The sequence below is a fragment of the Citrobacter sp. Cf118 genome, assembly GCF_030334095.1.
GTDB lineage: Bacteria > Pseudomonadota > Gammaproteobacteria > Enterobacterales > Enterobacteriaceae > Citrobacter > Citrobacter freundii.
The window spans coordinates 1-20,007 of the sequence record NZ_JAOWES010000063.1; the positions used below are offsets into that span (position 1 = coordinate 1).

General features: G+C 51.8%; 17 protein-coding genes, 4 pseudogenes and 1 riboswitch. Of the genes and pseudogenes, 10 read left to right on the forward strand and 11 right to left on the reverse strand.

Annotated features, from left to right (window positions below; translation table 11 throughout):
- Both OGX67_RS06490 and OGX67_RS06495 read right to left on the reverse strand, forming a co-directional pair.
- On the reverse strand, positions 1-839 hold an 839-nt coding region (locus tag OGX67_RS06490; RefSeq protein ID WP_071698063.1), incomplete at its 3' end, for an IS110 family RNA-guided transposase.
- Positions 840-1,156: 317 nt separating this feature from the next.
- On the reverse strand, positions 1,157-1,486 hold the full coding sequence (locus OGX67_RS06495; RefSeq protein ID WP_016154439.1) for an NIPSNAP family protein: 330 nt from the start codon (positions 1,484-1,486) through the stop codon (positions 1,157-1,159).
- A gap of 489 nt (positions 1,487-1,975) precedes the next feature.
- On the opposite strand from OGX67_RS06495, the pseudogene OGX67_RS06500 reads away from it, so the two are divergent.
- Positions 1,976-3,172, forward strand: a pseudogene (locus OGX67_RS06500) (IS3 family transposase).
- Between the two features lie 240 nt (positions 3,173-3,412).
- On the opposite strand, the gene OGX67_RS06505 reads toward OGX67_RS06500, so the two are convergent.
- From OGX67_RS06505 to OGX67_RS06515, 3 genes and pseudogenes are all read right to left on the reverse strand, one after another.
- Positions 3,413-3,622, reverse strand: a complete 210-nt coding sequence (locus OGX67_RS06505) for a YdgH/BhsA/McbA-like domain containing protein (protein WP_032443218.1) — start codon at positions 3,620-3,622, stop codon at positions 3,413-3,415.
- 437 nt (positions 3,623-4,059) lie between these two features.
- Positions 4,060-4,209 (reverse strand): annotated as a pseudogene (locus OGX67_RS06510) (integrase core domain-containing protein); the annotation flags it as partial.
- 30 nt (positions 4,210-4,239) lie between these two features.
- A protein-coding gene (locus OGX67_RS06515) for an IS3 family transposase (RefSeq protein ID WP_085954962.1) occupies positions 4,240-5,390 on the reverse strand; the annotation gives its coding sequence in 2 pieces (ribosomal slippage) (positions 4,240-5,129 and positions 5,129-5,390; 1,152 coding nt in all).
- Positions 5,391-5,448: 58 nt separating this feature from the next.
- Here OGX67_RS06515 and OGX67_RS06520 point away from each other — a divergent pair.
- Positions 5,449-6,087: pseudogene (locus OGX67_RS06520) on the forward strand (transposase family protein); the annotation flags it as partial.
- Positions 6,088-6,371: 284 nt separating this feature from the next.
- Here OGX67_RS06520 and OGX67_RS06525 read toward each other — a convergent pair.
- A complete protein-coding gene (locus tag OGX67_RS06525) occupies positions 6,372-6,722 on the reverse strand; it encodes a DUF3147 family protein (RefSeq protein WP_016154441.1) in 351 nt (116 codons plus the stop codon).
- A gap of 290 nt (positions 6,723-7,012) precedes the next feature.
- Between OGX67_RS06525 and OGX67_RS06530 the strand changes: the two genes are divergently transcribed.
- A complete protein-coding gene (locus tag OGX67_RS06530) occupies positions 7,013-7,225 on the forward strand; it encodes a YdgH/BhsA/McbA-like domain containing protein (protein WP_009652456.1) in 213 nt (70 codons plus the stop codon).
- A 120-nt stretch (positions 7,226-7,345) separates the two neighbouring features.
- On the opposite strand, the pseudogene OGX67_RS26940 reads toward OGX67_RS06530, so the two are convergent.
- Positions 7,346-7,489: pseudogene (locus OGX67_RS26940) on the reverse strand (Tn3 family transposase); the annotation flags it as partial.
- A gap of 116 nt (positions 7,490-7,605) precedes the next feature.
- Positions 7,606-7,680: riboswitch (Fluoride riboswitch) on the forward strand.
- 42 nt (positions 7,681-7,722) lie between these two features.
- On the opposite strand from OGX67_RS26940, the gene OGX67_RS06535 reads away from it, so the two are divergent.
- From OGX67_RS06535 to OGX67_RS06560, 6 genes are all read left to right on the forward strand, one after another.
- The gene (locus OGX67_RS06535; RefSeq protein ID WP_009652407.1) at positions 7,723-8,685 is read left to right on the forward strand and encodes a DHHA2 domain-containing protein; all 963 of its coding nucleotides are present in this window, start codon (positions 7,723-7,725) and stop codon (positions 8,683-8,685) included.
- A 3-nt stretch (positions 8,686-8,688) separates the two neighbouring features.
- Positions 8,689-9,117: a universal stress protein gene (locus OGX67_RS06540; RefSeq protein WP_009652460.1), complete on the forward strand. Its 429-nt coding sequence runs from the start codon at positions 8,689-8,691 to the stop codon at positions 9,115-9,117.
- Between the two features lie 15 nt (positions 9,118-9,132).
- Entirely contained in the window at positions 9,133-10,419 is a 1,287-nt protein-coding gene (eno, locus tag OGX67_RS06545; protein ID WP_009652415.1) for a phosphopyruvate hydratase, read from the forward strand.
- 377 nt (positions 10,420-10,796) lie between these two features.
- Entirely contained in the window at positions 10,797-11,432 is a 636-nt protein-coding gene (locus OGX67_RS06550) for a 2,3-bisphosphoglycerate-dependent phosphoglycerate mutase (RefSeq protein WP_223175621.1), read from the forward strand.
- A 34-nt stretch (positions 11,433-11,466) separates the two neighbouring features.
- Positions 11,467-11,841, forward strand: coding sequence for a fluoride efflux transporter CrcB (gene crcB / locus OGX67_RS06555; RefSeq protein ID WP_016154442.1), 375 nt, complete (start codon positions 11,467-11,469; stop codon positions 11,839-11,841).
- Positions 11,842-11,950: 109 nt separating this feature from the next.
- Positions 11,951-12,211 (forward strand): cation-transporting P-type ATPase, encoded by a 261-nt coding sequence (locus OGX67_RS06560; RefSeq protein WP_016154443.1) that lies wholly within the window; start codon positions 11,951-11,953, stop codon positions 12,209-12,211.
- Between the two features lie 168 nt (positions 12,212-12,379).
- Here the strand turns inward: OGX67_RS06560 and OGX67_RS06565 are convergent, their stop codons facing one another.
- The 4 genes from OGX67_RS06565 to OGX67_RS06580 all read right to left on the reverse strand — a co-directional run bounded on the left by OGX67_RS06565 (position 12,380) and on the right by OGX67_RS06580 (position 18,511).
- On the reverse strand, positions 12,380-15,439 hold the full coding sequence (locus tag OGX67_RS06565) for an efflux RND transporter permease subunit (RefSeq protein ID WP_016154444.1): 3,060 nt from the start codon (positions 15,437-15,439) through the stop codon (positions 12,380-12,382).
- Positions 15,436-16,551 (reverse strand): efflux RND transporter periplasmic adaptor subunit, encoded by a 1,116-nt coding sequence (locus tag OGX67_RS06570; protein WP_009652501.1) that lies wholly within the window; start codon positions 16,549-16,551, stop codon positions 15,436-15,438. The genes OGX67_RS06565 and OGX67_RS06570 overlap by 4 nt, the downstream gene beginning before the upstream one ends.
- A gap of 101 nt (positions 16,552-16,652) precedes the next feature.
- Positions 16,653-17,819, reverse strand: a complete 1,167-nt coding sequence (locus OGX67_RS06575) for a sensor histidine kinase (protein WP_009652412.1) — start codon at positions 17,817-17,819, stop codon at positions 16,653-16,655.
- A complete protein-coding gene (locus tag OGX67_RS06580; protein ID WP_032950081.1) occupies positions 17,816-18,511 on the reverse strand; it encodes a response regulator in 696 nt (231 codons plus the stop codon). The genes OGX67_RS06575 and OGX67_RS06580 overlap by 4 nt, the downstream gene beginning before the upstream one ends.
- A gap of 127 nt (positions 18,512-18,638) precedes the next feature.
- Between OGX67_RS06580 and OGX67_RS06585 the strand changes: the two genes are divergently transcribed.
- Positions 18,639-19,424 (forward strand): MipA/OmpV family protein, encoded by a 786-nt coding sequence (locus tag OGX67_RS06585; protein WP_016154445.1) that lies wholly within the window; start codon positions 18,639-18,641, stop codon positions 19,422-19,424.
- Positions 19,425-20,007: the final 583 nt, after the last annotated feature.

A 20,007-nucleotide genomic window follows, 5' to 3' on the forward strand; every position in this document is an offset into this window, starting at 1 on the left:
TGAACCAGAAGCGTTCGCAGATACGAATCACCGGCTTTTGTGATCCTGCCGAGTTTCGACTTTCCCCCGCTGCTGTATTGTGATGGCGTCAGCCCCAGCCAGGCTGCCAGTTGACGTCCATTTTTAAAATCATGTGCATTACCGATACTGGCGACCAGTGCACAGGCCGTTGTGGGACCAACGCCCTTTAGCTCCATCAGCCGCTGACTGCGATGATCTGTTTTGGCTATGTGGGACAAAATTCGGTCATATTCAGTGATGTTAGCTTCAATGCGATCAACGTGTTCCATCAAATCATCAACACATTGCTGAACCTGAAGCGGTAAAGAGCTCTTCTGCACAGAAACCATGTGGCGCAGGGCATCAGCACTTTGTGGCGCGATGACACCGAATTCAGATATCAATCCTCGCAGACGATTATACGTTGCTGTTTTCTCTTCGATAAAACCCTGACGGGTACGATGTAAACACTGCATGGCCTGCTGGCTTTCGTCTTTCACTGGTACGAACCGCATATGCGGACGACGAACAGCTTCACAGATAGCCTGAGCATCAGCTGCATCATTTTTTCCTGATTTTCCGGCCATACGATAAGGCGATACAAACTTAGCAGCCATCAGACGTGGCTCATGACCATACTGCCGAAACAATCTTGCCCAGTAGTGAGCCCCGGAGCATGCTTCCATCCCGATAACACAGGGAGGCAAACTTGCAATTAACTCAGGAAGTGCAGCACGCGATACTTTAGGCTTAACCAGAACAGTTCTACCATTTTGATCAACACCGTGAACAGCAAACACATTTTTAGCAAGATCGATACCGACAGTCGTGATAGTCATAACGAATTCCTCCGGGACGATGTGTACCCCATGATTGCACAAGAGTTAATCAGGCGCATAATCAGGGGAAGTCCCTTCCATTCGTTAAGGCTGATTTTTTGTAAGTACCCCACTTAAACGCCCCATTCTCTTTCAGAGACCCTCTGGCACATGGATTAGGTTTTCCGAAAGCGAACTTCCGCTCTTCGCTCATAGATGCCGGTCAAACATCCCGCATTCAGCATGTGAGGCGGTAGCCTCATCTCTGATGTACTGAATAACAGTAACGTCTTGCTGGTGTGTCTATCCCGGCTTTACCATGACGTATAGCGATAGGGTCAGTGGGTTCGTAAATGCTCAACGGCACTCTCAGTGAGAGTCAGTACCGATTTAACGCTGATGCTTATTCTATCGATAATGGCCTGCCGGGGACCATGACGCCATGCTTCGCTATCATAAAAGGTGTCCTGGGCAGTTTTCAGGTGAGAGAGGCTGTTATAAGCCCTGATCAGATAGTAAGCATCGTCGTCATGTGCTGATATACCATAAGAAATAACATCCATTCCCACTGAACGGTGAAGTGGAACACTCACTTCTTTCATTATTCTATGAAAGTCTTTTCCAGTACCGGGTTTGAGGGTGTACAGCAAAAATTCGACAGTTTTCATCTTCGATATCCTATTCTGTTTTTCTCATCATAGCGAATTATGGCGACGTGTAGTCGTGAAACCGAACAGAAGAACTGGACTGCCAGGCTGTCCCCAGCAGTTATGGCTCTGAATGTCTCATGCGTGCCAGGAGCGGACGTTGCTAACATAGAGATGCTCTAATCTGCAAGGAGCAGCTCCCCCTTTATCAGACAATCTTGTCTGACGCTCCGGACAGAAATATGCTGGTTTTATCTGTTCAGAACACTGAACTATGTTCGGGAAATCACAGAGTCAGGCTAACGGAATAGAATAGTGAGCGGTGTCTTAACCCCTTAAATCGTAAAAGCACCGGTTGATAGCTGATGATGAACGCTTCTCTGATTTAACCAAGCATCGGCATTGAGAATGAATCAAAAAAGTGAAAATATCAAAGGGTAATAGCCTCCGTTTGAACCGGACACCTCACCAGTAAGACATAGTCATAGAGCTATGTTTAAGGAGTGTCCTGTGCAAAGAATCGAAGTGATCACTGGCGAGCAAAAACGCCGTCGTTATACTCCTGAAGAGAAAGCCCGTTTTGTTGCGCTCGCCATGCAGCCCGGCTACACCGTCTCACTCGTTGCCCGGCAATATGACATCACACCCAGTCTTCTTTTTAAGTGGAAACGGCTCATGAACGAGGGTGGAAAGTCTGCGATCGTCGCTGGCGACGAGGTCGTCAGTGTCTCCGAGGTCCAAGCGCTGGAGAAAAAAGTCAAACAGCTTGAACAAATGCTGGGCCGCAAGACGATGGAAGCCGAAATCCATAGGAACGCGCTTGAGATAGCCTAGGCAAAAAAGTTGATATCGCGCATGCCATTGCTGCCACCGGACGATACCTCCTCATCCGAATAGCAGAAGTGCTCTGCGTATCGCGTTCGAATCTTTATGAACGGCTGCTAAAGAAGCGCCAGCAGCGGCCAGCCCGCTATAGCAAAGATGATGACGCCCGACTGTTACCGCTTATCCGCCAGATATGCAGCGAGCGGGCGACAAACGGCTACCGTCGCGTGACGGCACACCTCAATCGTGCGCTGAAGGAACAAAACTGGCGGGTTAACCACAAACGCATTTACCGGATCATGCAGGCGAATAACCTGTTGCTGGCAAAATCTGGCCATAGAAAGCCAGAGCACAGTCATACCGGCAACGTCGTGACACTCAAGCCGGATACGCACTGGTGTTGAAATCCGCTGCTTGAATCGGGAAGTCGTGCGGGTAGTGTTCAGCCTTGACTGCTGTGATCGCGAAGCCATCTGCTGGTCGGCGACAACAGGTGGAATAAACAGCGTTATGGTGCAGGATCTGCTGACAGAGAGTGTGGAAAAGCGCTTTGGCAATACGCTTTACCTGCCACATGCCGTTGAGTGGCTGACCGATAATGGCTGTTGCTACATAGCGGACTCAATAAGAACGTTCGCCACCTCACTCAGGTTCATCGTGTGTACGACGCCAGTGCGCAGTCCGGAGAGCAATGGGATGGCTGAATCGTTCGTTAAAACGTTCAAGCGTGACTACGTGTATGTTAATGACCTGCCGGATGCCATGACAGTGATGTGAAAACTGACGGAATGGATGGAAGACTATAATAACTGGCATCCCCATAAAGGGCTGAAAATGCAGTCACCAAGGGAATACAGAAGTTCGCTGCTAGCTATAAATTAACCGTGTCCGTTTTAGCGGGGGCAACTCCACAAAGAGGACGTGGAGCTAAAATATTTGCACGGATAAAAAACCATACTTAACTATTAGTATTACATTAAAAAAATACGGACTCTTTATCAGCAGTCCGCTAAAGTCTATTCAAGGAAAAAACATGTGGCATATCAAGCATTAAAAATTAGTATATAGTGGCAGATTTTATCAAGGTATATATTCCTATAGATACCCTAAAATGATTATCTATTAATCCCCTAATTTAGCGGTCATATGCACTCGATTACCAGTATACGCAGAGAGAATTTTGTATGACGTTTGTGCTTCTTTTGCTTTAGCAGCAATTTTTGCTTCTGCACTGTCAAGAGTGGAAGCAGTTACGCTGACCGTCTGCGCCATACCAGAGAATGAGACAACAGAGAGAAAACCAGCTGCTGCGAGAAGTTTGATATTTTTCATAGTGATAACCCTAGTAAAGTTAATGTTCATCATAAGAGCATACTGCTCGTTTCCTGTTGATGAGCATTAAAAACCCTGCAACTACTATAGGGTCAATACTTTTTATTGTATTTTTTATATAGCGCTGACTGTCTTGAACATCCACTTATCGAGAAATTTTTCTTAAACAATAAAATTCACTCATAATCAATAAGATATGGCAATTTTTATATCGTTTTACACTGAAGATATTTTTTCTTACCCCATTTATATAGGTTTCAAAATATGTCTTTGCAGGTAATTGGAGGCTGGAACTCACGCATTCCTATCCCCTTCCCTTCAAACAACTCTAGCTTTACTCTGATCAAAAGAATAAATACCCAGACATTAAATCACGTGACATGAAATGCCAAAACTGTCTAAATAAACTGGACTGACCCCAGGATTAGATATAACCTTCAATTAGTAATGTCGGTTGGTTTTTCTTCATATTTCCCGTTTCGCCAGCCTGCTGGAAATTCAGCTGGAGTCTGGTAATCCAGCGATGAATGTGGACGGCACTCGTTATAATCCTGCCGCCAGTCATTAATCGTTTTCCTGGTGTGAACTGATCCTACCCACGTAATGTGGACACGGCCCTAAGCAAGGTTCTGGTTTTCAAATTGTTCAGGACTGAGCCCACCACAGGCACTGTGGCGACGCCAGCGATTGTAATCGCACTCAATATAATTAAATACAGTTGTTCTCATCATTTCCCGGCTGATAAAGCGTTCACCGTGGATGCATTCCACTTTCAGCGAGTGGAAGAAGCTTTCCACACACGCATTGTCGTAACAGCAGCCTTTCGCGCTCATGCTCCCGCGCAGATTATGCCGCTTCAGCAACGCCTGATAGTCCGCTGAACAGTACTGGCTGCCACGGTCAGTATGAACAATGACATTTTTCGGGCGTTTACGCCGCCACAGCGCCATCTGCAACGCATCGCAGGTCAGTTGTGCCGTCATTCGCGGTGCCATTGACCAGCCGATGACAGCTCGCGACCACAGGTCAATCACCACTGCCAGATACAGCCAGCCTTCATCGGTGCGTAAGTAGGTGATGTCTCCCGACCACTTCTGATTCGGGCCGCTGGCGTAAAAGTCCTGCTTCAGCAGGTTCTCAGACACAGGCAAGCCATGCTCACGATAACTGACCGGGCTGAACTTGCGGGCTGCCTTTGCCCGAAGCCCCTGGCGACGCAGGCTGCCAGCTATCGTTTTGATGTTGTAGGCCGGGAGCTCATCCGCAAGCCGTGGCGCACCATACCGTTGTTTTGCATCAGTGAATGCTCTGAGAACCGCGGCATCACAGGCCAGACGGAACTGCTGTCGCGTGTTTATCTGATGACGCCGGGAGCACCAGGCATACCAGCCGCTACGGGCCACGCGCAGCACCCGGCACATGGCTTTGATGGTGAACTCAGCCTGATATTTTTCGATAAAAACATACTTCATTTCAGGAGCTTCGCGAAGTATGTCGCGGCCTTTTGGAGAATAGCCAGCTCCTCTGCCTGCTCCGCAAGCTGGCGTTTAAGCCGGGCATTTTCAGCATCCAGTTCGCTTTCGCGTGCAGATGATGTCAGTTGTTGCTGTTGTTTTTTTCGCCAGCCATAGAGTTGCGATTCATACAAACTGAGTTCGCGGGCAGCGGCAGCGACGCCAATGCGTTCAGCAAGCTTCAGAGCTTCCTGGCGGAATTCGGGAGTGTGCTGTTTACGCGGCTTTTTACTGACGGTTACTGATTTAGTCATGTGAGCTACCTCTGGTTGAGAGTTTACTCACTTAGTCGCGTGTCCACTATTGGCGGGTATCTGTGCCAACAGCTCTCAGGCCAAGGGCCGCGTTAAGCGCGCCAACCTGACGCTGCAGGAGCGGCTGGTTAAGGAGATGTGCCTGGAGAATATCACCTGCATTGATGCCGCCAACGCCTGGATCGAAACGTTCATCAGCGACTTCAACCACCGCTTTGCCAGACTGGCAAAATACCCGAAAAACCTTCACCGCACGGTCTAGAGAGCCACCTGGAACTGGACGACATTTTCGCCTGGCAGACGCTTCGGACGCTCTCAAAAGCACTGACTTTTCAGTATGAAAAAATCCTTTATCTGGTTGATCCCACTGACGAAAACTCACGCATAGTCGGAGAAGAAATCCTCGCTTTTGATTATACGGACGGTACGCTCAAATTCCGCCATGGAAACAGAACACTGAAATATCAGATGTTCGATAAGCTGGACTGCATCAGTCAGGGGCGCATCGTTGATAACAAAAGGCTTGACGCGGTGCTGAAGCTGGCGAAGGAAAAACAGGATGAGCTTGAAGCCGCAGGAAAAAGAAAGGCGCAGCCAGAGTATGCCTAAAAGGCGGGCACAGATTCAGGCTCAGCTCAGAGCCATCAATCCGGTTCTGGCTGAACCCTCTCTTTTCAAATCAAGCCTGAAAAAATGAGCTCACTGCCCTTTTTTCTTCATCAGAAATCAGCAGAAAGTGACATTTAAAACCGGGAAATCAGGGTGACATTATCAATAAGGAAAGACAGCGAGTATAATAGTTGTAATATCCGCACCTCCCCAGAACATCTGAATTTGTCTTTGACAGAAAGAACCGCGCTTCCGGCAGGAAGCCGGCCCCCTTGAAAACTCTCTTATCCTGTTAAAAAGCCTGATATGGTTCGGAGTTAGTCGGTGTTTCCTCCGGCAATAGTGCAGTTGGCTTCACAACAGCGTACATTATCACATCAGATTTATGCCAAAACGGCGTAACGCACTGGCCCACAAAAAGAAAATAAGGACGGTTACGACGCAGCAGCTACCCAGCGTGATCCAAAAGCCAAATCGCTGACAGAAAACAGGGAATAGTAAAAACATAGGTAGTGTCGGCACTACATACCAGAATGTATACCACGCATGATTGGCTATTTTTTGCTGACTCTGTCCTTCCAGCTTCATCCACACGAGCACAAGCACAGTAACCAGGGGAAGCGCGGCGACAAGACCACCAAGCCGATCACTACGCTTGGCAACTTCAGAGATAAAAACAACCATTCCGGCGGTGATCGCGTACTTAATCAGTAGCCATAACATCATAAACCCTCACTAATCCTGTAAGTTAACGGCCCTGCACCGACCTATCTCCCCAGCGCAATCCCGGTTTCGCGGTGTCTGTTACGGCCGTATTTTCTCATGCCTCGTCAGCCACGGTGAGGCTCTTTCAAGAGCTGGGTTGTATGAAAACGAAAAAACACAGCCAACAATAATTTACAAAATAACTTATTGACCCTGTATTTACTACAGGGTTTTTAATGCACATCAACAGGTGAGACGGCGATGATGCCGGTATCACCAGATGACCAGATAACCCAAGGAATATGACCATGAAAAATATCAAACTGCTTGTTGCTGCCAGTATGCTCTCCGTAGTCTCTTTCTCTGGCTTCGCCCAGTCAGTCAGTGTTACTGCTGACACACTCAGCAACGCGGAAGCGAAAATTGCCGCTATCGCCAAGGAATCCGGTGCTTCGTCCTACCGCATCACCAGTGCTGACCAGAACAACTTTGCCCGCATGACTGCAGTCCTAGATAAGTAACCCGGGACTGTACTACCCTGAACCTGACCAGTTAACGCAAGAGATGGTCGCAGAGCAAATAGCCGGACTGGCTGTCCCCCAGTGGGATGCATCTGGTTCCGCTGGCGACCTCACACGCAATCCCTCACTGTAACGTTTTCTGATCTCACCACGCTGGCCATAACAGATTGCCCTAGCCACTGCATTACGACCTTCTCTCCGGTTAAGCTGAGTCAGGATACGTCGGCGATAATACTCATCATAAATATAATTAAGAAGGTATAAATTGCTTCATTCGGCGCACTATTGTAAACGTTTTTGGCGGGACAGGATGTACTTGTGTGTACGAAACCGAGGGCCAACAATAAATATTGATTTAATGCAAAGGCCCATATAAGATTGATTTACAAGGTGATGGTGCTCCACCTTTCCCAACCGCCGGTTTTTCAACACCGGATGATGGCGCCTGATATACAGATGAAGTTGTCCTCTTATAGGCATGTATGTCAGGTATAGCTATGCAAAATAAAACCACATTACCGCTTACCGCAGAATCTCTCTCTTTTCAAAGAGATAATCCGATTTATGTCTTCGGTCATCGAAATCCTGACAGCGATGCTATTTGCAGCGCGCTGGTTGTGGCTGACTGGCTTAATTACACCGGTCGTCCCGCAACGCCCTGGCGCCTGGGGGATATCACCCCGGAAACCCGTTATATCCTCAACGCTGCGGGTGTTTCACAACCCGATTTACTCACCGTCGATCTGACAGATAAAACCGTATGGCTGGTTGATTTTACGGATGCAGAGCAGGGACCGTCTTCGCTGATGGACAGCAACGTCATCGGCATCATTGACCATCATCGTATTGGTACCCTTGTTACCCGCAATCCACCGGATGTCTGGGTGCGGGCGGTAGGATGCTGCGGAACAGTAATTCTCTCAATTCTCATGCATGACATTCCGATGCCGCTGACTGCCGCTCAGGCTGTGTTGCTGATGGGGGCGATCCTCAGTGATACCGTTGCGCTGACGGGTCCCACCACCACCACTCAGGATCAGGAATCCGTGGCTGTTTTGCGGGAAATCGCCGGTATCGATTATGACCAGTTTGTGACAGGGCTGCTGCGAGCCAAAACAGATATAACCGGGCAATCCGCGTCGGTTTTACTCAATCGTGACGCCAAAAATTACCGGATCCATGATGTGCCGCTGTTGTTGTCACAAATTGAGGTCCGCGACATGGCTGATATTACTCCCCTGTTGCCTGAGCTACTGCAGGAAATGGATAAAACCTGCAAGGACAGCGTGCTGGACATGGTGATCCTGATGGTGACAGACATTACCAGCCGGAACTCCGTTTTGCTTTTTTCAGACAGCAGCCTGACAGGCTCCCGCCAGGTATCGCTGCCCGGCATGACAAGCCGGAAAAAAGAAATCCTCCCCTGGCTGACCAACCGCTTCGCTTCTTATAAGAGGTGATTTATGCAAATTTACCGGCATGCCTTGTTACTTGTACAGAATGAAACCGATGGTCTGCTGTTGCTTGAGCAGGCAGAACGTCTGGCAAAAGAGATGGGCACCCGTATTACTGTCGGGCATCTCAGTGCTGACTATAGGGAACTGGATTATACCAGTGACTCATTAACCAAAGACCGTCAGTCCCGCGAAGTTATTGATGCAAAGGCAATGCTTAGCCGTCTGGTGGAGTCCAGCAGTATTGATATCAACGTCAGGTCCATCGTCAGCATCCATCGTTTCCGGGACGTTGAGGCCGTTGTTCAGCATGAAGATATCGATCTGGTCATGCTGGGGCATGAAAACCGCCTGTTCGGGGTTTTTTCCTCCTTTTCTTTCGAATTCATCAATCACCTTTCTGTTGATGTTCTGATTAAACATATTCCAGCCCCTTAAAAGAAGGTCAAACTTATGAGCTTTGAAATTGAATGTATCATCGCAAGAGAAATTCTGGATTCCCGCGGTAACCCGACCGTAGAGGTTGAAGTGACTTCTGTAGGGGGCAGTATGGCCCGTGCCTCCGTTCCTTCCGGTGCCAGCACCGGCTCCCGTGAAGCCATCGAGCATCGCGATGATGACAAGACACGTTTTGGCGGTAAAGGTGTTCAGGATGCGGTCCAGTGCGTCAATACCGAAATTAACGATGCCCTGCAGGGCTACGATGTACGCCGCCAGAAAGAAATCGACAACTGTCTGATTGCCCTTGATGGCACAGAAAACAAAGGCCGGCTGGGTGCTAATGCGATCCTTGGCGTATCGCTGGCAGTATCCCGCCTGGCGGCACAACTATCCTCTACCCCGCTCTACCGCTATCTGGGTGGCGTCGGCGCGAATCTGCTGCCGGTTCCCTGTATGAATATCATTAACGGCGGAGTTCATGCCCGCTGGCAGGGCGCTGATTTTCAGGAGTTTATGATTGCACCATGGGGAGCCTCTTCCGTACGCGAAGCTATTCGCTGGGGCAGTGAGGTCTACCAGGCCCTGCGTCAGGTCCTGCTGGAAAAAGGTTTATCCGCCGGCGTGGGCGATGAAGGCGGTTTTGCACCGGCCGTTTCCTCAAACCGTCAGCCGCTGGAGCTTATCGTGGAGGCAATTAGCAAGGCGGGATACCGCCCAGGCGAAGATATCGTTATTTGCATGGATCCGGCCTCCAGTGAATTCTACGTCGATGGGAAATATACCCTGCGTACCGAAAATACCCGGCTCAGCGCCGACGAAATGACCCGCTACTATGAGCAACTGGTGAAGGATTTCCCGATAGTCCTGATTGAAGATGGCCTTGCGGAAGACGACTGGGCCGGCTGGCAGCTCCTGCACCGCGCGCTCGGCGATAAAGTTGAGCTGGTTGGCGATGATATCTTTGTGACCAATGTGAAATATATCCAGCGAGGTATCGATGAAAACCTGGCCAATGCCGCATTGATCAAACTGAACCAGATAGGCACCCTGAGTGAAACCATCGAAGCCGTCCAGTTGTGTCAGGATAACAACTGGGGAACCTTTATTTCGCACCGGAGCGGGGAAACCGTGGACAGCTTCATTGCAGATATGACCGTCGGCCTGCGGGCTGGTCACCTGAAAACCGGTGCACCCAGCCGTGGGGAGCGCATTGAGAAATACAATCAACTGATGCGTATTGAAGATGAATTAGGTGATGCCGCCATCTTCGCCGGTAAAGCCGCCTTCAAAAAACGCTGATTCCGTCACCCTTCCCGTATGCTCAGATACGGGAAGGGGTAGGGTGGTTCTGTGAACGGAAAAATACTCATACTGTAACAGCAACGGGGATCCAGGCAAACTGTCTGGTTTTCCTGATCGCTGATGCCTTTTTTAATATACTGCCGGATGATACCAGTGCCGTTGTAATCGCGCTGTTCATCGGGAGCGGTGCCCATCTTCTGATGCGTCACCTCCTTGACCGGAGTCCAGGTAAATCCGGGTAATCAGTACAAACAACTCAACGGGTTCAGGTCCTTCCGGTTCAGTTGTGGGTGACAGACAGGTAGTTGTTATGGGGAAAATTATTTTACTCCGCCATGGCGAAAGTTAGTTGAATCGCAAAATCGTTTTACCGGATGGGAAAATGTCCCGCTGATGCTGAAAGGAGTGGAGGAAACCCGGCGCGCAGCAAACCTGATAAAACGGTCCGGAATCAGTGTGCCACTACAATCATAGATGGAGCCTGCACATCCGTTCTGAACCGGGCAATTCATTCGCTCTGGCTGATAATGGAAGCGCTGAATCAATTGTGGTTACCGGTGGACAAATCATGGCGGTTAAATGAACGTCATTACGGTGCGCTTCAGGGAATGAACAAAGATGAAGCCACTCAACAGATTGGCCAGAAAATCGTTTATCACTGGCGGAGGAGCTATCGTGGTATCTCCCCTCCGTTGCCGGATGCACCTGCTTCACTTCATCGTGAGGCACGTTATCGTCATGTGTCCCTGACGGATTTGCCGGGGGGAGAAAGTCTGGAAATGACGCAACGAAGGTTGTTGCCTTACTGGCACCACGTCATTGTCCTGCGCGTCGCCAGTGGCGAAACCATGTTGCTGGTCAGTCATGCTAATACACTGCGTGCGCTGACCATGTTTATTGAGCAGATTGATGAAAATAAGGTTCCCGATCTGCATGTCCTGACGGGAATCCCCGTACTGTATGAAATGAATGAAAAACGGGCCATCACCGCACGTTATTCCCTTGAATGACGGTCTGATGGTGCCCTGATTTCAGCGAGGTGGTATGTACAAATCATTATTCGCGGTGGTGATAGGCGGATCGATCGGCTGTGTGATCCGCTGGATACTGTCCATGCGTCTCAATGCACTTTTCCCCAATCTTCCACCTGGTACCCTGGTGGTTAATCTGGTTGGCGGATTTATCATCGGTATGGCACTGGCCTTTTTTGTCCGGCAGCCTCACCTTGATCCCGCCTGGAAGTTTTTTATTACCACCGGCATATGTGGCGGTATGACAACCTTTTCCACCTTTTCTGCTGAGGTGGTGGTGTTACTTCAGAATGGCAATTATGCATGGGCTGTCATTTCCGTACTGACGCACGTAACTGGCTCGCTTCTGATGACTGCCACTGGTTTCTTTGTGATGACACTGCTGTAAAAGCATATGCGCCATACACTTAACCGCGCCATGTCTCCGGCAGATTTTCATTTTATCGCCATAACAACATACCTGACCTGCCGGGTCAGGTATTTCCGGAGAAGGGTGTATGGAGATGCTCCCTGAGAATATCGTGAAGGGACTTTCCGAAGCCGAGGTGCAGACCCGGCTGGGTCAATGTGGCTATAACGAAGTGCGTGAACAGCCTCCGGACCAGGTGCGTGCTATCCTCAAACGTCTGCTGGGTCCCATCCCCTGGATGCTCGAAATTGCGCTGGTACTTGAAGTGGTTCTGGGAAAGACGACTGAACCAGTGCGCGCTCAGACAACGACGAACCATCCATTCACCTCATTCGGAGGTCACAGATAGTCGCTGTCTCACACGCCGAATCCCCTCCTGAGTTCACCACGATCCAGCAGGTCATGGCGGCGTCCGGCGCCATGATCCTAGCAGTCGCAACCGGCAGCGACGGTCATCCCCATATCCGCGGGTTGCAATCATTAGTCGAAGCACTAGGCGATGATACGGCAGGACTCGTCAGGGATACGGTTTCCAGTGAAAGATTAGACTTATTGCTGCCGGCAGTAGTGTCAGCGTTGCCAGTGTGGCTGAAAGCAGCCCACCAATAATGGCAAATGCCATCGGTCCCCAGAAAACATCCCGGGCAATCGGCAGCATCCCGAGAATGGCCGCCGAAGCGGTCAGCATGATGGGGCGTGAACGGTGCAGCGCGGCGACTTTGATCGCCTCATCCGCAGTGAAACCATTTTTCATCCCCACATCCACTTCGCTAATAAGAATGACGGCATTACGGATGATCATCCCGGCCAGTGCAATGATCCCCAGCAGCGCCACAAACCCCATCGGTATGCCAAAAGGCAGCATAGCCACAACTATCCCAGGCAAACCAAACGGTGCCATCAGCAGGGCCAGCAGCATCGACGAAAAGCGTTGTAACTGAATCATCAGCAGTAACAGCATCACCATCAGCGTGACAGGCAATACCGCATACACTGAGCTGTTTCCTTTCTCCGATTCCACAACCACTCCACCTTCCTCCACACTGTAACCCGGCGGGAGACTCTCCCGGAAACCGGCAACCACCGGAGAGAGTGCCGATGACACGGTCTCTGCACGAACGCCGGGCGCGGTATCCGACTGAACCGTGATAAACGGCAACCGCTGCCGACGCCAGATAACCGGATCATCCAGCGTCCATTCTGGCGTGGCGACCTGTCCCAGGGGAACTTTATTCCCGGTCGATGATGTCAGCATCAGAGCATTCAGTAACGCCGGGTTTTGTCGTGAGGCTTCATTTCCCCGCAGCACCACATCAATCTGGCGGTTACGGTCGCGCAGGGTGGTCACGGTGGTTCCGGAAAACAGCGTGGCAAGCGTTCCTGCCAGTGACTGAGACGTCATGCCGGTGGCACGCGCCTGCGTCTGATCCACCCGCAGACGGATGACCCGCTCCGGTTCACCGGACGTCAGATTGACACCCCGGGTATCGGGATTGCGGGCAATCATCCCTGCCAGTTGCGTGGCCAGTTCACGTACACGGGTATTATCCGGCCCGGATACCCGGTATCTGACCGGCCAGCCCACCGGAGGGCCCAGCTCCAGTGTGGATACCCGGGTTGTGAGCGTACTGAAATCTTTCGACAGGATCTGCTCAAGCTGTTTCTGCAGCCGGTTTCTCGCCGCTTCATTTTTCGCCACTACGACCAGCTGGGCAATGTTCTCTTTCTGCAGCAGAACATCCATCGGCAGATAAAAACGCACAGCGCCGGAACCGATGTAGCTTGAGTAATGGTCAATATCAGGATTATCGCGCAACTTCGCTTCAAACTTCAGGACGTCGCGGTGCGTCTGTGCCTGGCTGACATTCTGCGGCAGAGTCAGGCTCACCAGCAGCTCCGGGCGATCGGACGCTGGGAAAAACTCACCCTGCATCAGCAGGGCTCCGCCCCCGGACAATATCAGTATCGCCAGGGCACAACCGAGTGTCTTGCGCCGGTGCTGCATCACCCGGTCGAGCAGGCGGGTATAATGACGGTGAAAGAAACTGTGCTTATGTGACTGATGTGAATGCTGTTCCGGCAGTAACCAGACGCCGGTAAGCGGCGAGAAAAGAACCGCAACCAGCCATGAGCTCAGCAGCGCTGTCAGTACCACCACAAACAGGGAGTAGCAGTATTCTCCTGCGCTCGATGCCGCAAATCCCACCGGTATAAATCCGGCAATCATCACCAGTGTCCCCGTCAGCATCGGGAACGCGGTGGTACGAAATACCTGCGTGGCGGCCACACTCAGGGCATCGCCAGCCTCAAGCCGCGACACCATGGCTTCTACGGTGATCATGGCATCATCAACCAGCAGTCCCAGTGCAATGATCAGGGCACCGAGGGAGATTCGCTGTAGCCCTATTCCGGCCAGTTCCATCCCGGTAAATGTCATGGCCAGCACCAGCGGAATGGCCACGGCGACCACCAGACCTGCCCGGCTGCCCAGCGAAACAAAAGAAACGGCCAGCACAATAATAACGGCCTCAACCAGCACCTGGACGAATCCTCCCACCGCGTCACTGACTACGGCCGACTGGTCTGCCACCTTCTCCACACTGATCCCGTAAGGAAGATGCGTGCGGATCCTGTCCATCGTCGCGTTCAGCGCCCGACCAAAATCAACAATATTTCCACCGCGAGCCATCGAAATCGCCAGCCCGAGTGCTGGTTTACCGTTAACCCTAAACTCCGGTGAGGGCGGATCTGCCTGCTGCAGTGTGACCGTGGCCAAATCGGTGAGTGGGATAAAACGGTTTCCGGTATGCAGCACAATTTGCCGCAGGCTGTCCACGGATGTGAAGGCGCCACTGACTTCCACCGACATATTTTCCTGTGATGTCCGGATACGTCCGGCGGGCGTGACGGCATTCTGTGCCTGCAGAGCCGCCGTCACCTGCTGAAGATCGAGTCCCATTCCCGACAGTTTCAGTGGATCAAAAGCAATCACCACCTGTTGTTCGCTGTCACCCAGCAGCGTAACTTTCCCTGTTCCCGGAACAGCCAGCAGAGATGTCCGGATATCATCGACGGTATCGCGTAACTGCCGGGGAGTGAAGCCGTCCGACGTGAAGCCATAAATTGTGCCGTATGTATCATCGAATTCATCATCCACGGCCGGGGTGGTGGTGCCGTCCGGCAGGGATGCCCGGATGTCGTCCATCTTTTTCCGCACGCTATACCAGATACCCGCAACCTCTGACGGCGGTGTGTCATCACGCAGGTTCACAAAAATCACCGACGAGCCCGGACGCGTGTAACTCTCGATATAATCCAGATGTGGGATTTCCTGGAGCTTCTTCTCCAGCGTGTCGGTGACGAAACTGACGGTATCTTTTACCGTTGCGCCCGGCCACTGTGCCGACACCACGGCGGTCTTAATGGTAAACGCCGGATCTTCGCTGCGCGGCAGATTTAGAAAGCTCATGACGCCTGTCACCGTGACCATCAGCATCAGAAAAGCCACCAGTTGTCGGTGGGCCAGTGCCCAGGCAGAAAGATTAAAACCGCCGGAAGCGTGCATAACATTTTTCATTTTTGGTTCTCCGTCAGCACGTTTTCCCCGTCACGTAACTGACTGACCCCGGCAGTGACCACCTGTTCACCGGCTGTCAGCCCTTTGCGGATGAGCACCGAATCGGTCATATAGGCCGCAATGTCAACGGGTGTCAGGCGCAGGCGATTTTTGCCGGTGTCCACCACGAACACTGCCGGTTTCTGTTCTTTCCTCGTCAGGGCAGATGCCGGTACCTGAAACACTTCACTGCCGCCCAGGGGTAATGACCCGGTGACCGTCGCCCCCATAGCCATTACCGCGGGTGCATTCTCAAGGTCATAGCGTACCCGCCAGGTCCGGGTCTGTGTGTCGGCCTGCGGGCTGATGTCACGCAGCGTTCCGGTTACCGACACCGACGGGTTATCCGCCATACGCAGGGTGAGTGTCTGCTGCTGTTTCAGGGTGTCAGCCAGAGCCCCCGGTACGCTGAAGACCGCATCACGGGCCCCTGACTGCGCCACCCGCAGGATTTCCTGTCCGGTGGTCACTACCTGTCCCGGACCGGCGCTGACGGTGGTGACCACCCCGGTAACCGGTGAGAGCAGTCGCGCATACCCCAGACGGTCCGCTGCACTGCTCAGGTCGGCCTGAGCGCTCTGCAGTTTTGCTGTTGCCGTGTCGCGGTTTGTGCGGGCCTCGTCAAGCTGAACCCGGGCAACCGCACCCTGCGGGGCAAGCAGCGTCATGCGTCGCAGGTTTATCTCAGCAAGCCTGGCGCTTGCCTCGGCTTCCTGTACTGCCGCCTGAGCACTGCGGTACTGATTACGCAAATCGGTATCATCCAGTTCAGCCAGTACCTGCCCGGCAACCACTGACTGCCCCACATCCGTGAGTCGTTTCACCATCCGGCCATCGGTACGGAAGCCGATAATCGTCTCTTCATGGGGCAATATTTCACCGGTCATCAGCGTCTGTCCGCCATGATTGCCGGCAGATACCTCCGTGGTCATCACCGGTCTTGGTGGGACATGGCGGGATACCGGCTCATTATCACAGCCGGTCAGTTGCAGGGCGAGGGCGAAAACCAGGGCTGAGCCCCGTCGCCAGAAAAGCAAAGACGCTATCAGGGGGATGAATGAATATGATGGCATGGCAGCCTCCGGAAAAAATGCTGCCATGAGTAAACCGCAGGTGTGTCCAGATACGTTCGACGAACCATCAAGATTTGGTCAAGAAAAGTGAAAAAGAAAACTCATACGGGCAGTTTCACCCGAAACAGGAGTCCGTTCCCCTCTTGCGGGATACTGGCGGTCAGCGTTCCGCCGTGAGACTCACAAATGGCTCTGGCAATCGACAGACCCAGTCCACTGCCTCCTGAATGACGGGAACGGGAAACATCAGAACGGGTAAACCGGTCAAACATCACCGGCAGAAAATCCGGTTCGACGCCCGCGCCGTAATCCCGGAAGGAGAACGTCCAGTAGCCTGACTGAACGGAACCCTGTATCGTTTGCTTCCCGCCTTCCGTCGCGTAACGCAGTGCGTTCTCCATTAAAATGGTAAAGACCTGTCCGATTCGCAGCGGGTCCGCACAACATTCTCCCGGAGGGATATCCGTGTCGTAACCGAAATGCCCGGCGGTAGCCTGTGGCCGTAGCCAGGCAATCTTTTCCTGCAGTAATCCGGCGGGTGAGAAGCGTTGTTTATTCAGCGTAAGCTGCCCTGCATCAGCCAGTGAGAGCAGGTGCAAATCATCAATCAGACGGCTGAGGCTCAGGAGCTGGTTCATCACCATATTCATCTGCGCTTTATCAGCCGGGAATACGCCGTCCATCATTCCCTGTAGACGGCCCACCGCGGCCGTCAGTGGAGAGCGCAGTTCATGCGCGGCTGCAACATGAGATGCCCGTAATTCCCGGTCATAACGTTCAAGTCTTTCGGCCATGGTATTGAAGTTCTGCGTAAACAACATCAATTCAGAGGGCGCACTTGCATCCATTTTTGAGCGAGTGGTAAAACGCCCCTGCGCTATCGCTGCGGAGGCTCGCGTCAGCAGACCGAACTGCCGGGCGAGAGGCCGGGCGGCCAGCAAACCGAGCATAATTATCAGCGGTGTCACAAACAGGACCAGCCCTCCCAGCGTCAGCCAGTCTGTTGACGCAATGGACGGATCTGAGAACTGCAGTCCGTACCAGTCATCAATAATTTCATGGTAACGGATGCGATTAAGATCGGGATTTTCCCGCAGATGCAGAAATTCCTGTCGTACCGCCTCCGGCATCCGATGCTGTACCCAGGCATCCAGCAGGGCAAAACGCAGCCACATGCACAGGGCGATAAGCACGACACTGCCGGCCGCCAGCGACAACACCCTGACGCAAATCCAGCGCCATAATGAACGGGACTCTCTTTTTTTCATGGCTGCAGATACCGGTAACCGATCCCTCTCACGCTGGTCAGCACACCGCTGACCCCCGCTTTTTCCAGTTTGCGGCGTAGGTTATAGATGTGTGTATCAACCACCCTCTCCAGCGCATCACTTTCCGGCAGGCAGTGTTCAAGCAGCGTCTGACGGGAACAGACGCTCCGGGGGCGGGTCATCATCATGTCCAGCAGTGAAAACTCGGTGGGGGTCAGCTCAAGGTGCACCCGGTTTTCATCGTGAATAACAGCGACTGACATGGTGTCCCGGTTGAGTTCAACGGCCCCCACCCGGCGATAATTTTCAGCGCTAGCATGCGCTGCCGCCCCACGCCGTAACACCGCCTGCACCCGGGCCACGACCTCACCCGGATGATAAGGTTTGACGACATAATCATCCGCACCGAAGCGTAAGGCCCCGATACGGTCCGGGGCCTCGCCCATTGCGGTGACCATTATCACGGGAACATCGGATTCGCGGCGCAGCCGGCTGAGTATTTCTGTTCCGGTCATACCCGGCAGCATGATATCAAGCAGAATAAGTGCAGGATGCTGGGTAAGGGCGGCTTCAAGTCCTGCTTTTCCATCATGGGCCAGTATGACCCCGAAGTTTTCACGGCGAAGATAGGCTTCGAGCACATTCGCCGCATCCCGGTCGTCCTCGATAATCAGAATACGTTTTGTGTTCATTCATTCTGCCTTGATGGTTTCTTGATGGTTTCCACGCTGAGTCTTGATAAAGCATCGTCATAATCCACTGCGGGTGGCCGGGCGGGTCACAGCTTACCGTAATGCATAAACATAAAACGAGGGATATATGATGGCAACGTATTCGTCTGTAACAGGGTGTACAGTGATCCTGCTGGCAGCGACCTGCGGGTCCGCTATTGCCGACAGCGGCAATCAGGATGGAGTGACGGTGGGGATAATGGGAGAAAACGCCCCCCGCTACAGTGGCGCGGATAAGCAGCACTGGACAGTGATGCCTTCCCTGCAGGTCCGTAAAGGCGCGTTTTTCTTCGACTCAACAAAAGGTATCGGTTATGACCTGCAGACGGATAATGGCCTCTATTTTGAAAATGCGTTCGGATACAGTTTTGGCCGTGCCGATCAAAATTCATCGTGGCGCGATGGTTCTGACAAACTGAAAGGAATGGGAAACATCCGTGGTGCACTGAACACGCAGGTTGCTGTTGGCTGGCAGGTGAACAGCTGGTTTACCCCGGAAATCCGTGCAACTCTGCCGCTGACGGATTCACAGGGGGTACAGTACCAGGCCTCGCTGACGCTCGTGCCCTGGCAGAACGACACAGATACGGTTGCCCTGCAGGGCGCGGCACTTTTTGGTGACGCCCGGTACATTAACACCTGGTACGGCGTTAATGCTGCCCAGAGCCGCACAACCGGTTTCCGGGAATACAACCGTAGCGCAGGATTTTATGCTACGCAGACTACCCTGAGCTGGCAGCATCAGTTTAATGAACACTGGGGCACCCTACTGGGCGCTTCATATGCCTGGCTTGCGGATAAAACCAGTGACAGTCCTGTTGTGTCAGCGCGAGACAATATCAGCGGTTTTGCTGGTATCAACTGGACATTCTGACACGCCAGGAACTGGCAGAGTCTCCGAAAAGTGGACTATCAGAAACATATATTTGAATGTTGATATCAGATGATGTTTTGCGAGTCATCTACTGGCTTGGAAATGGCTTCAAGCCCTGAGTGATATATCACCGGAAGATTACGAGCAGGAGCATGTACTATTACACTTTCAGTGGAGTGGATTATAAGCGCAGGATAATAGCATATGAGGACAGCATTAAAATTCATTACATTCCCAAATCCTTTATCTATATTCTCGCTAGTATAAAATCATGTATAGCGAAAGAAAACCCTAGCACCTTAAATAAGACCGCACCGACAGTCTTTTGCGCCGAGGTTCTTCTCCCCCCCATAAACAATGACCACGAAAATATCAGGAAAACTACGACATCACATGTCAGATGGGCCGAATCCCAGCTTAACCAGAATTGACGAATGAATACTTGAAAAATTTGACATAAATTGAATATCGTCATTCCATAATAGTATGGGCATAGTACGAACTGCCAGCTAGTTTGTTCCGTCCGTTGAGTCTCTAACTGACTATTATTTTAAGACTAACATATCAGTCTCTTTGATTTTTA